Source organism: Proteus sp. FZP2095 (genome assembly GCF_023701425.1).
In the GTDB taxonomy this organism is placed as follows: Bacteria; Pseudomonadota; Gammaproteobacteria; order Enterobacterales; family Enterobacteriaceae; genus Proteus; species Proteus cibarius.
Map to the genome: position 1 here is coordinate 293823 of NZ_JAMQBJ010000001.1, position 14253 is coordinate 308075.

A 14253-nucleotide genomic window follows, 5' to 3' on the forward strand; every position below is an offset into this window, starting at 1 on the left:
TGTACTATGAGTGATTTTACCCAGACAGTTCCTGAGTTAGTGTCTTGGGCGAGAAAAAATGATTTCTCAATCTCACTGCCACCAGAAAGATTAGCTTTTTTGATGGCTGTCGCTGTATTAAACAGCGAGCGCCTTGATGGCGAAATCAGTGAAGGGGAGTTAATTGATGCCTTTCGAGAAGTATGTAAAGGCTTCGAACAACCCGCAGAATCAATCCAAGTTCGTGCAAATAATGCCATTAATGACATGGTAAAGCAGCGACTTTTTAACCGTTTTACCAGTGAATTGGTAGAAGGTAATGCAATATACCGTTTAACCCCGTTGGGTATTGGAATTAGTGATTACTATATTCGCCAACGTGAATTTTCATCATTGCGCCTATCTATGCAACTTTCCATTGTGGCGGGTGAGCTGGATTCAGCAGCCAGCTCTGCGGAAGATGGTGGTGATGAATATCATTGGCATCGCAACGTTTTTGCACCTTTAAAATATTCAGTGGCAGAAATTTTCGATAGCATTGATTTGTCTCAGCGGATCATGGATGAGCAACAAAATACAGTAAAAGAAGATATTGCTGCGCTATTAAACCAAGACTGGCAAGCCGCCATTTCAAGTTGTGAACAATTGTTATCTGAAACCTCGGGTACATTAAGAGAACTACAAGATACCCTTGAAGCTGCTGGTGATAAACTTCAAGCGAATCTCTTACGTATTCAAGAAGCAAACATGAATTCTGGTCATGTTGAGCAAATTGATACATTAGTATTTGAACTTCAAAGCAAGTTAGACCGCATTATTAGTTGGGGTCAGCAATCTATTGATTTATGGATTGGATACGATAGACATGTCCATAAATTTATTCGTACAGCGATTGATATGGATAAAAACCGTATTTTCTCTCGTCGTTTACGTCAATCCGTACAAAACTATTTCGACAGCCCATGGGCATTAACTTACGCTAATGCTGATCGGTTGTTTGATATGCGTGATGAAGAACTGGTTCTACGTGATGAAGAAGTCACGGGTGAGTTACCTGAAGAGCTTGAATATCAAATGTTCAGTGAAGTGAATGAACAAATAGCGCAATGGGTAGAGCAAGAGCTTGCTTCTTACAAATTGGAACAACGAGCATTAGATCTCAGTTCAGTGTTAGTTGAATACCTTAATCGTTATCCGCAACAGAAACATTTCGATGTTGCACGTATTGTTATTGATCAAGCAGTACGATTAGGTGTGGCGAAAGCTGAGCTCGCAGGATTACCTGCAAAATGGTCAGAAATTAACGAATATGGAGCTAAGGTACAAGCGCATGTCATCGATACATACTGAACAATTTATGCCAGCAAAACTGGCGCAGGCATTAGCGAACTCACTTTTTCCTGAACTGGATAGCCAGTTACGTGCAGGTCGACATATCGGTATAGACTCTCTGGATAATCATGCTTTCTTGATGGATTTCCAAGATGAGTTATCAGACTTTTATGCGCGTTATAACGTCGAATTAATTCGTGCACCAGAAGGTTTCTTCTATTTGCGGCCTCGCTCAACCACACTTATTCCACGCTCTGTTCTCTCTGAAATGGATATGTTGGTGGGGAAAATTCTTTGCTATCTCTATCTTAGCCCTGAACGATTAGCGAATCAGGGAATATTCACCGTTCAAGAGCTGTTCGATGAATTAAGAACATTAGCAGATGAAACCAAGCTTTTACGTTTAGTGAATCAGCGCTCAACAGGTTCTGATCTTGATTTGCAAAAATTACAAGAAAAGATGAGAACTTCGCTAAATCGTTTACGTCGTTTAGGCATGATTTCATTCTTATTAAATGATATGCAACGTTTTTCTATTACCGAATCTGTTTTCCGCTTTGGTGCCGATGTGCGTAGTGGCGATTCTCCACTTGAGGCTCAAATGCGAATGATCCGTGATGGTGAAGCAATGGCGCTTGAAGATAGCTCAGAAACTCTCAACGATGATGAAGAAAATGAAGATGAGCAATTACAATCCAGTGAAAATGATGCGGAGGGAGAAAATAAATGATTGAACGGGGAAAATTTCGCTCATTAACACTTATCAACTGGAATGGGTTTTTTGCTCGTACTTTTGATTTAGATGAGTTGGTGACTACGTTATCAGGTGGTAATGGTGCGGGTAAATCAACCACGATGGCTGCATTTATCACAGCCATGATCCCTGATCTTACTTTGCTTCATTTCCGTAATACCACAGAAGCAGGATCGACAAGCGGGTCACGTGATAAAGGGCTATACGGGAAACTGCGTCCTGGTGTGTGTTATGCCGTATTGGATGTGATTAACTCGCGTCACTTACGTGCTGTGGTTGGTGTCCGTTTACAGCAAATTGCAGGGCGTGATAAGAAAGTTGATATCAAACCCTTTATGATCCAAGGGCTGCCAATGGCAGAAAATCCAACAGAAATTTTGACTCAAGCTGTTGCGGATCGCCAAGCTCGTGTTTTACCGCTGAATGAATTAAAAGAAAAAGTTGAAGCCATTGATGGGGTTGTTTTCAGACAATTTAACTCTATCACTGATTTCCATGCGGTGATGTTTGATTTAGGGGTTATTCCTAAACGTTTACGTTCAGCGAGTGATCGCGCCAAATTCTATCGTTTAATTGAAGCCTCATTGTATGGCGGTATTTCAAGTGCGATTACACGCTCTTTACGTGATTATTTACTGCCTGAGAATAGCGGTGTAAGAAAAGCTTTCCAAGATATGGAAGGTGCATTGCGTGAAAATCGAATGACGCTTGAAGCCATTCGTGTCACTCAATCTGATCGTGACTTATTTAAGCACTTAATTACAGAAGCGACATCTTATGTTGCTGCTGACTATATGCGTCATGCCAATGAACGACGAATTCATTTAGATGAAGCTTTAACCGTGCGCCGTGAGTTATGGAGCCAGCGTAAATCCATTAATAGTGAAGCGTATCGTTTTGTTGAAATGGGTAAAGAATTAGAAGAGCAACAAGCATTATCTTCTGATCTTGAAGCGGATTATCAAGCGGCAAGTGACCGATTAAATTTAGTACAAAATGCAGTTCGCCAACAAGAGAAAATTGACCGCTATGTTGCTGATGTTGAAGAGATAACTTTTCGCTTAGAAGAACAAAGCGAAGTGGTTGAAGAAGCCGCATCTAAGAAAGAAGAGCTTGAAGCACGTGTAGAAGCGGCAGAAGAAGAAGTCGATGAACTGAAAAATCAGTTAGCAGACTATCAGCAAGCATTAGACGTACAACAAACACGAGCTATTCAATATCGCCAAGCTGTGCAGGCTTTAGAACGTGCTAAAGCACAATGTGATATTACGGATTTAGATGAAACTAATGCAGAGCAATGGGCTGAACGGATCCAAGCAAAAATTCAAACCATTACGCATTCATTACTTTCTATGGAGCAGAAACTTAATGTTTCTGAAGCAGCGAAAACACAATTCGATCAAGCCTATAAACTGGTGAGTTCAATTGTTGGTGAAGTTGAACGTCAAAATGCATGGGATGCTGCAAAAACGGCATTACGTGAGTGGTCTTCTCATCGACATCAAGCGGATAGGGTTCATCCTATTCGTATGCAATTAGCTGAATTAGAACAGCGTTTACATCAGCGAAACAATGCAGAACGTCAACTTGAAGAATTTAACAAACATCATGGTAAATCGATGGAGCCTGATGATCTGTTAATTCTTCAAGATGAATTAGAAGCAAAAATTGAAGAGCTTAGCGATTACGTTAATGAATCTGGCGAGCAGCGCATGCAAATGCGCCAAGAGTTAGATCAACTTAAACAACAAATTGAAAAACTGAGAAAACAAGCACCTGCATGGCTTGCGGCACAAGATGCGTTAACACAATTATGTGAGCAAACTCGTCAATCTTTTGAAACCGGTCATCAAGTAACAGAATATATGCAACAGTTACTTGAAAAAGAGCGTGAAGCCACTGTATTACGTGATGAAACTGCAACTCGTAAACAACAGACTGAAGCGCAAATTGAACGTTTAAGTCAGCCAAGTGGTGCTGAAGATGGGCGATTAATTACGTTAGCTGAACGCTTTAATGGTGTTTTATTATCAGAAATTTATGATGATATTACGTTAGATGATGCGCCTTATTTCTCTGCATTATATGGTCCAGCACGTCATGCGATTGTTGTACAAGATCTATCACAAGTTCAGGCGCAATTAGAAACGCTAGATGATTGCCCTGAAGATCTCTATTTTATCGAAGGTGATCCACAATCTTTCGATGACAGTGTATTTAATGCGCAAGAGTTGGATAAAGCCGTTCTTATTAAAAGTTCTGATAGACAATGGCGTTATTCTCGCTATCCTGAAATCCCGCTGTTTGGTCGAGCTGCGCGTGAAAATCAGTTAGAAATTTTATCTCGCCAGCGCGATGAGCTTTCTGAACTTTACGCGACACAAGCTTTTGATGTACAGAAGATCCAACGTGCTCACCATGCCTTTAGTCAGTTTGTGGGACAACATATTTCTGTAGCATTTGAGGCGGATCCTGAAGAGGATATTCGTCAACTCAACCAAAGACGTAACGAGCTAGAAAGAGCATTAACACAATACGAAGAGAGTACTCAGCAACAGCGTCAACATTATGCGCGCGCTAAAGAATCTCTAAATCTTCTTAATAAACTTATTCCTCAAGTTAATATCTTGATGGATGAAACACTGATTGATCGTGTTGAAGAGTTACGTGAAGAGCTGTATGCCGCTGAAGAGTCAATGCGTCACTTGCAACGTCATGAAAAAGCATTAGCAACGTTAGAGCCTATCGCTTCAATCTTGCAAAGTGATCCACAAGCGCATGAACAATTAGCCCAAGATTACGAACAAGCAAAAGCAGAACAGCAACGTTATCAGCAACAAGCTTTCTTGCTGGTGGAAGTGGTACAGCGCCGTCCTCACTTTAGTTATAGCGATGCCGTTGAAATTGTCAGTGAAAATAGTGATCTTAACGAGAAGCTACGTCACCGCTTAGAAATGGCAGAAACAGAACGCGCTACAGCAAGAGAACTTTATCGTCAGCAACAAGCGCAATGTGCTCAATTTAATCAAGTACTCGCATCATTAAAAAGCTCCTTTGATACTAAATCTGAATTACTCAGAGAGCTTGAGCAAGAGATGCGTGATACAGGGATCCATATTGATATAGGTGCAGAAGCCAGAGCCAAAGAACTGCGCGATCAACGCTATTCTGCAGTAAGTGCAAACCGTACACGTATTAGCCAACTTGAGCGAGATATCGCACTAAGTGAAGCTGAGCGAGATAATCTCACCAAGAAAATTCGTAAACTGGAACGTGACTACGTTCAAATTCGTGAGCATGTTGTGAGTGCAAAAGCGGGTTGGTGCGCGGTTATGCGATTAGTAAAAGAAAATGGAATGGAGCGTCGTTTACATCGTCGAGACTTTGCTTATCTTTCTGCTGATGAATTACGTTCAATGTCGGATAAAGCGTTAGGTGCATTACGCCAAGCGGTTGCTGATAATGAATATTTACGTGATGCGCTACGTCGCTCAGAAGATGCGAAATATCCCGATCGTAAAGTTCAGTTCTTTATTGCGGTATATCAGCATTTAAGAGAACGTATTCGCCAAGACATCATTAAAACGGATGATCCAGTTGATGCAATTGAACAGATGGAAATCGAGCTTGCTCGCTTAACTGAAGAGTTAACTAGCCGTGAGCAAAAATTAGCGATTAGCTCACGAAGCGTCGCGAATATTATTCGTAAAACTATTCAGCGTGAGCAAAACCGTATTCGTATGCTAAACCAAGGTTTGCAAGCGGTTTCATTTGGTCAGGTGCGTGGTGTCCGACTCAACGTCAATATCCGTGAAAGTCACCAAGTGTTATTGGATGTGTTATCAGAAGAAGATAACCAGTATCAAGATCTATTTAAAAACCAAAACCTGACTTTCTCCGAAGCAATGGCGAAACTTTATCAGCGTTTAAACCCTCAAGTAGATATTGGTCAACGTATGCCACAAACTGTGGGTGAAGAGCTGTTAGATTACCGTAATTACCTTGAAATGGATGTTGAGGTTAATCGTGGACCAGAAGGTTGGTTAAAAGCAGAAAGTGGTGCTTTATCAACTGGTGAAGCAATTGGTACAGGGATGTCAATTCTGGTGATGGTTGTACAGAGCTGGGAAGAAGAATCACGACGTTTAAGAGGAAAAGATATTTCTCCTTGTCGTTTGCTCTTCCTCGACGAAGCAGCACGTCTAGATGCGAAGTCTATCGCAACGTTATTTGAGCTTTGTGATCGTCTTGATATGCAATTAATTATTGCAGCACCAGAAAATATCAGCCCAGAAAAAGGAACAACCTATAAATTAGTACGTAAAGTGTTCAATGGTACTGAGCATGTACACGTTGTTGGATTAAAAGGTTTTGGTCAACAGGCTGAAAAAGATAAAATTGCATCATCAAATGTTGCTGAAATAACAGAATAATTTTATTTCATTATTCGCCTCAAAGGGCAAGAACAAGGGCGCTACGGGCTTATGCTTATAGCGCCTTCTTTTTTAAAGTGTTACATAGATCAAAAAATGAAAGTAAATTAACAAAAAAATGAAATTATAAGTAGCATAACGTGCGCTATATCTCATTTAAATGTAATCATGATGTTTATGATTGTTCCCGTATGTGATTAATATAAAAATTTAAAGGAAAGAGAATGCGTAAAGTCACGTTAGCTTTTAGTGCAATTGCTTTGGCGTTAAGCTTAAATGGCGCAGCAATGGCAAAAGTTCATATGCCAGAAGTGGTAAGCCCTGGTGTTACGGTTGCACAACTTGCACAACAGCAACCAATTAACTGGGTTTCTGTTGCAGATATCGAGAAAAGCTTAGCAGGCCAAGCACCAATGGCTGTGGGTTTTGATATTGATGACACCGTTCTGTTCTCAAGCCCAGGTTTTTACCGCGGTAAACTGGAATATTCTCCAAACGATTTCAGCTACCTGAAAAACCCAGAATTCTGGGAAAAAATGAATAACGAGTGGGATAAATTCAGTATGCCTAAACAAGTCGGTATCGATCTTGTTCAAATGCACTTAAAACGTGGTGATACTGTTTATTTCATTACTGGTCGTACTCAGACTAAAACTGAGACTGTGACCAAGTATGTACAAGAAGGCTTAAACATTCCTGCTGATAAAATGCAGCCTGTTATTTTTGCTGGTGACCAACCTGGCGCAAATAATAAAGTAAGCTGGATGCGTGATCATAAACTGAAAATTTACTACGGTGATGCTGATGCAGATATCGCAGCAGCAGATGAGCTGAACATCCGTGGTATCCGTATTCTGCGTGCAGCTAACTCTTCTTACCAACCACTGCCAAAAGCAGGTCAATTTGGTGAAGAAGTAGTTATCAATTCAGAGTACTAATCTTTACCCTTTGTTTACCTTTATTTGTAAGGCGTAGGAAACTGCGCCTTTTTCTATTTTAAAATACCTTCCATTTAAATAATCTTATTATCCATTCACAATTCTTTATTATTCATTAATAGTCTATTTTTAATTTGTCTGTTTTTTGTTCTTTTATTGTGCCTTTAATTAAATTATATATTTTGAATATAAAAAAGACTAAATAGTCTTTTTTTGATGAAATAAAATCAAATTTCTATCAGGGGCTTACAAAACTTTAAAAATATTAGTTTATTCCTATAAAACTCTTCTCCAAGCTCATCTAATATTCTAGGATACCAAAATAATAATAAGGAATGAGGGTAGAGGATTTATGGCGTATCAACCAATTAAAAGAGCAATCGCATATTCAGTTGTTATAGGTACACTCCTTTCTGGGCATTATGCAATGGCCACAGAAACAGAGTCAGTGACTTTATCTGCACCCGAAACAGAAAACACGACATTAGTTCCTGTAGCTAATGAAGCTATGCCAGCACCTGCAATTGTAGCAATGAATATTCCACAAGTGACCGAGTTAGAAGCAAGAACAAAATTGCAATCGTGGATCCCAACAGGATATGAACCGTTATATTTAGCCCAGCTAGTGAAAGTTTACCAAGCGAATAACTTAGCATTAATCTGGCAAGATGAAAAAATAGTACAGCAATTACAGCAACAAATTGCTGAAGTCGCTATTTCAGGTATTCAGCCCCAATTTGGGCAATGGTTAACACAATTAGGAACGCCTGAATTAACAAAAGAAGCACGTGATCTTATTTTATCAGATGCTTTTTTAGGCTATATCAGTTTTGTTGAGCAAGTGAATAAATCAGGCATATCTTTACTGTATCGTAATGTGATGAAAACATTACCATCACCCACTGATAAATCAGTCGTAGAATTACAGCAAAATATCCAAAATAACACCTTAGGTAGTTTTGTTATTTCTTATGCACCATCTCATCCTTATTACAACTTAATGAAAGAAGAAGTGCGTAAGCAGTTACATAGCTCAGTTGTTTGGCCAGAAATGCAAGGAACAACATCATTAAAGCCAAATCAATCATCACAAGAAGTTATCCCTCTAAGACAGATTTTACGTAATTTAAAATTAATTCCTGAACTAGATGCGAATGAGCAGGAAATAGCAACAACTCTTTATGATGCACCTTTAGTTGCGGCTGTTAAATTATTTCAAACTGCGCATGGGTTAGAGCCTGATGGGATTATTGGGCGACAAACTCGAGTGTGGTTAAATATGACACCGGCACAACGTGCGAGTATTATGGCATTAAATATTCAACGTCTTCGCCTGACACCTGCCATTGGAGATACAGGAATTTGGGTTAACATTCCTGATTTTTCACTCTATTTTTATGCCAATAACGAGCTTATTCTTGATTCAAAAGTTATTGTCGGTCGCCCTGATAGAAAAACACCGATTATGAGTAGCGCATTAAATAATGTTGTGGTTAATCCACCTTGGAATGTGCCAACAAGTATGACTCGTAAAGATATTGTACCTAGAGGTAAAGCAGATCCTAGTTACTTTAGTCGTAAGGGATATACTATTTATTCAGGGTGGGGGAATGATGCTTATCCTATTAACCCTTATGACATTGATTGGCAAAATATGAGCGCAAATAACTTCCCTTACCGAATTTGGCAGGCTCCGGGGCCAACAAACTCATTAGGGCGTTATAAATTTAATATGCCAAATTCAGATGCGATATATCTGCATGACACACCAAACCATTCACTGTTCTCAAAAAATATGAGAGCAATAAGTTCAGGCTGTATTCGTGTTAATAAAGCGTCTGAACTTGCTTCAATTTTATTGGGTGATGCAGGATGGAAACAAGATAGAATTGATGCAGCATTAAAACGTGGTTCAACACAATATGCGCCAATTCCTGAACGTATTCCGGTTTATTTATATTATCAAACAGCATGGGTGGCTCAGGAAAATGCACCTCAATATCGTGCAGATATTTATAGTTATGACAAAGTCATTACTAATGCACAACCTTATTTAGAGAATATTAAGAAATACTTTTAATATAAATAAATATAAATTGAATAAAGGATAGCTAATTCAGCTGTCCTTTATTTTTATATAAATCAATAGGATAAAAATGTTTTTTTATGGTCGTTAATAAGATAACTAGAAATATAATAAATTATAAAATATTTTTAAAATTTCCATTAAAAATAGAATGATAAAAATAGAGATTAGTATAAATAACTAAATTTATAAAATTACTAATGGCATTAAATTGAAATGAAGTGTTATTTACAATACTATACAAACGATAAGAAACAATTCGAGAAAAATATTGTCATAATAAAGGTTCTTCCTCCTGAAATAATTTGTTGAGTGCATATACTATGGATATCATCGATTCGCATCGCCGTAAGTGGCTGGGGCTTGGTATGGCCGCAGTGGGGTTAGGGTTATTGCCTTCTCATGCATTTGCTTCATTAGCAACACCTCGTCCAAAAATTCTTCGCTTTAATAATTTAAATACCGGTGAAACTATTAAAGCCGAGTTTTTTGATGGAAAACGCTATAATAAACATGAACTTGCTAAATTAAACCACCTTTTTAGAGATTATCGTCAAAACAAAATCAAAACCATCGATCCCGCATTGTTTGACCAAATCTATTTACTGCAAGTCATGCTTAATAACAATAAGCCTGTTGAACTTATTTCTGGTTATCGTTCATTAGTCACTAATAATAATTTGCGCCAAAACAGTAGTGGTGTAGCAAAGAAAAGTTATCATACACGTGGACAAGCAATGGATTTTCGTTTAGTGGGCACGGATCTTTCTAAAGTTCGTCAAGTCGCATTAAGAATGAAAGCGGGTGGTGTAGGCTATTATCCAAGAAGTAATTTTGTGCATATTGATACAGGACCTGTTCGCTCATGGTAATCTATTGAGAATTAGTTAATAGAGAGTGGAGTGATTCATGATGTATCACATTGTACCTGTGACAAATTATATGCAAAATTGCACCCTTATTTGGTGCGATGAAACGAAGGAAGCGGCAATTGTTGATCCCGGTGGAGATGTCGAAACGCTAATTGCGGAAATCGAGGCACGCCAATTAACATTAACCAAAGTATTATTAACACACGGACACTTTGATCATATTGCAGGCACCTCTCAAATTGTCGAGCACTTCAATGTTCCTGTTTATGGTCCTCATAAAGATGATAATTTCTTATTAGAGGAATTAGAACAGCAGTGTCGTATGTTTAATTTTCCTTGTGGAAAATCATTTACACCAGATAGTTGGTTAAATGAGGGTGATACCGTAACAATCGGTAAAACAATTTCGTTAGCTGTTTTACATTGCCCTGGGCATACACCGGGGCATATTATTTTTGTAAATCATCAGAATAAGATTATCTCTATGGGAGATGTATTATTCAAAGAAAGTATTGGTCGTACCGATTTCCCACGTGGAAACCATGCTGATCTTATTGCTTCAATCAAAAATAAAGTCTTACCTTTAGGCGATGATTATCTGTTTATTCCGGGACATGGCCCTATGTCTAATTTAGGGCATGAACGCCAATATAACCCTTTCTTACAAGATGAAATGCCAATCTGGTAATAGTACGCTGATATAAGCGAATAAATATGAAAGCTCTTTATTATAAAGAGCTTTTTTATCAGTAAAAAATATAATTTGTATTTCTATTACGTTAAATAAAAATGCCACGTTGTTAATAACGTGGCATTTATCTTAATTACACTTTAGAAGGTAATTAGAGTACTGCAACAATGGCTTCACATAGTGGAACCATATTCTCAAGAGTTAAACCAGCAACGTTAATACGACCAGATCCCACGATATAAATACCGTATTCAGCACGTAAACGCTCAACTTGCTCTTTATTTAAACCACTAAATGAGAACATACCATTTTGGTCGATAATAAAGCTAAAGTCTTGCTTAGCACCTTTTTCTTGTAGCGTGGTTACTAACAGTTGACGCATACGCTGAATACGTTCACGCATGGTTGTTAGCTCTTCAACCCATTCTTCTTTTAACTCTGGGTTGGAAAGAATAGTTGTTACTACAGAAGCACCGTGTGCTGGTGGATTTGAGTAGTTTGCACGAATAATTGCTTTTGCTTGGCTAAAGGCTTTTTCAGCAGTGTCACTGTCTTTGGTGACAATGGTACATGCACCTACACGCTCATTGTAAAGACCGAAGTTTTTAGAATATGAACTTGCAACAATAAGCTCAGGATTTTTTTCTGCAAAGAGGCGTAAGCCTTGTGCATCTTCTTCTAGACCACGAGCAAAACCTTGATATGCAAAGTCAAAAACAGGTAACCAGCCTTTTTCTGCTGATAGTTCAGCTAATTGGCGCCATTGTTCTTCAGTTGGATCAATACCGCTTGGGTTATGACAGCAACCGTGGAACAGAACAACATCACCTGCTTGAGCTTTAGCAAGGCTTGCTAACATGCCTTCAAAATCTAACCCATGATTTTCTGCATCGTAATAATCATAATTGCAGATCTCAAGACCCGCAGTTTGGAAAATATTATTATGGTTAGGCCAAGTTGGATTACTTATCCAAACACGTTTTGCAGTGGTTTGTTGAGCAATAAAATCAGCAGCAATACGTAATGCACCTGTACCACCTGGGGCTTGAGCTGTGCGTGCGCGTTTTTCAGAGATAATAGGATGTTGTTCACCAAACAAAAGTGCTTGGGTCACATTGCCAAATTCAGGGATACCGCTAATAGGAAGGTAGTTTTTAGTGGTTTCGTTTTCTAACAGGTATTTTTCTGCTTTCTTAACTGTGGTCAAAACAGGGGTTTTGCCTGTTTCATCCTTGTAAACACCAATCCCTAAGTTAATTTTGTTTTCACGAGGATCAGAACGGAAACTATCAGCTAAACCTAGAATAGGATCGGCTGGTGCAGCAATGATTTTCTCAAACATAGTGTAATTGTTCCCTAAGCTCAAAACGAAGCCGAAATATGAGTATCAAGAGTAACGCTATGAGGCCTTTTTGCCAACTGTTTGTAGATAAATTAACAAGAAGTTGTGAACTAAGTGAGAATAAATAGCAAATCAAGATGTAAATAAGTGAATATCCTGTGATTACATTAACATGTAAAAATAATCACTAAAAAGACATAATTGTTTAGTATGATAAACTTTTTGAGATTATTAAAAATAAAGAAGTTACGATATTTTTCATTGAATAAATAAACAGATCTACTGCAAATGCAAAAATAAAAAGAAAGAAAATATTAAGAATAAGAAGAAAAAAGCGAGCTAAATAACAAGAGATTAAGATTGGAAGTAAGGGGACAAATAAAAAAGCAACACCGAAGTGTTGCTTTTCAAATCAATTAACTTGACTGTTTAATTACCTAAGCGGTAATTAGAACTGATAAGTCAGACCTAAACCAACTACGTTGTCGTCGTTGATGCCCAGTTTGTTATCAGATTTCAGCAGGTTGATTTTGTAATCAACAACTGCAGTCATGTTTTTGTTAAATTTGTAGAAAGAACCTACAGAGATATATTTAACTAAATCTTCATCACCAACATAAGCAATACCAGTGTCTGTTGTTTGGTTCAGACTTTTACCTTTAGATTGAACATAACCTAAAGATGGTTTCAGACCTAAATCAGCAAAGTCATACTGCGCAGTTAACTCAATGTTTTGAGTTTTGTTAGCAATGCCTTTATTGAAGCTAGTCATGTTACGAGTTTCACCGTACATCGCTGCTAAGTAAACATTGTTAGCTGCGAATTTAGCACCAACGTTCCATGCTTCTGCACGAGAACCTTTAGCAGTGCTGTTATCTTGCTGCCAAGAAGTACGAGCAGAGCTTGAATAACCACCACCCAGAGTTACGCCCCAGCCTAAGTTATAAGCTGTAGAGAAACCGAAGCCGTCACCATTAGCTTTTTTACCATCACGATTGTTGATAGTATTTTCGTTGTTTTTGCCTTGGTATTGCAGAGCAAAGTTCAGGCCATCAACATAACCGAACATATCAGTATTACGGTAAGTTAAAACACCAGTAGTACGGCTAGTCATGTAAACGTCAGTTTGTGCCATGGAGTCACCGCCCCATAAAGGCAGTACGTCTGTCCATGCGTTGGTGTCGTAAATTACACCGTAGTTACGACCGTAGTCTAGTGAACCGTAGTCAGCAAATTTAAAACCAGCATAAGCAAAACGAGCACGTGAATCAGTGTCACCTTCAGCGTTACTTGTACGGATTTCGTATTCGAAACGACCAAAACCAACTAAATCTTTATTGATTTGAGTTTCGCCTTTGAAGCCGATACGTGCACGAGATGCATCACCGTCTTCACCTGAGTCTTTATCAGCGAAGTAATGACGAACGTCAACTTTACCGTAGATGTCTACTTTGTTGCCGTCTTTGTTGTACATTTCAGCTGCGTTTGCTGCACCAGCAAACATTAACGCTGGGATTACCACTGCAAGAAGATTGCGCTTCATCATTATTATTACCCTCATTGGTGTTATTCAGACACCTTTGCCACTGCCAGAAATAGTTTCTTAATTTTTATGGAACTATTTATGAGAGTTAAGTGTCGTCTGTGTCGGGTGACAGTGTTCCATTGGTAAAAAATTTTATCTACCCCCAATTTGCTACAAAAACGAAAAAAGTGTAACAAATTGTAACTATGTATTTCAAAGTGTGTATTTTGGGGAACTTTTGAATCAAATAACAGCCATGCATAAAAAAAGCCAACCTTGAGGTTGGCTTCTTCATTTAAGT

9 protein-coding genes are annotated in these 14253 nt (G+C 38.5%); 7 read left to right on the forward strand and 2 right to left on the reverse strand.

Features of this window, described 5'->3' with window-relative positions; translation table 11 throughout:
* Positions 1 to 6: 6 nt before the first annotated feature.
* From mukF to NBG71_RS01350, 7 genes are all read left to right on the forward strand, one after another.
* A complete protein-coding gene (gene mukF / locus NBG71_RS01320) occupies positions 7 to 1329 on the forward strand; it encodes a chromosome partition protein MukF (protein ID WP_075673561.1) in 1323 nt (440 codons plus the stop codon).
* Positions 1310 to 2041, forward strand: a complete 732-nt coding sequence (gene mukE, locus NBG71_RS01325) for a chromosome partition protein MukE (RefSeq protein ID WP_109419886.1) — start codon at positions 1310 to 1312, stop codon at positions 2039 to 2041. Before mukF ends, mukE begins: the two co-directional genes overlap by 20 nt.
* Positions 2038 to 6498 (forward strand): chromosome partition protein MukB, encoded by a 4461-nt coding sequence (gene mukB / locus NBG71_RS01330; protein WP_159241910.1) that lies wholly within the window; start codon positions 2038 to 2040, stop codon positions 6496 to 6498. The genes mukE and mukB overlap by 4 nt, the downstream gene beginning before the upstream one ends.
* A 224-nt stretch (positions 6499 to 6722) precedes the next feature.
* Positions 6723 to 7436: an acid phosphatase AphA gene (gene aphA, locus NBG71_RS01335; protein WP_075673564.1), complete on the forward strand. Its 714-nt coding sequence runs from the start codon at positions 6723 to 6725 to the stop codon at positions 7434 to 7436.
* Between the two features lie 352 nt (positions 7437 to 7788).
* Positions 7789 to 9516 (forward strand): L,D-transpeptidase, encoded by a 1728-nt coding sequence (ldtD, locus tag NBG71_RS01340; RefSeq protein WP_250916473.1) that lies wholly within the window; start codon positions 7789 to 7791, stop codon positions 9514 to 9516.
* 329 nt (positions 9517 to 9845) lie between these two features.
* Positions 9846 to 10394 carry a peptidoglycan L,D-endopeptidase MepK gene (gene mepK, locus NBG71_RS01345; RefSeq protein ID WP_099659762.1) on the forward strand — a complete coding sequence of 183 codons (549 nt, stop codon included), beginning with the start codon at positions 9846 to 9848 and terminating at the stop codon, positions 10392 to 10394.
* A gap of 37 nt (positions 10395 to 10431) precedes the next feature.
* Positions 10432 to 11082, forward strand: a complete 651-nt coding sequence (locus tag NBG71_RS01350) for an MBL fold metallo-hydrolase (RefSeq protein WP_099659761.1) — start codon at positions 10432 to 10434, stop codon at positions 11080 to 11082.
* 154 nt (positions 11083 to 11236) lie between these two features.
* Here the strand turns inward: NBG71_RS01350 and NBG71_RS01355 are convergent, their stop codons facing one another.
* Complete coding sequence (locus tag NBG71_RS01355; protein ID WP_075673126.1) at positions 11237 to 12427, reverse strand: amino acid aminotransferase; 1191 nt, start codon at positions 12425 to 12427, stop codon at positions 11237 to 11239.
* Positions 12428 to 12875: 448 nt separating this feature from the next.
* Entirely contained in the window at positions 12876 to 13973 is a 1098-nt protein-coding gene (locus NBG71_RS01360; RefSeq protein WP_109408808.1) for a porin, read from the reverse strand.
* Between the last annotated feature and the right edge of the window lie 280 nt (positions 13974 to 14253).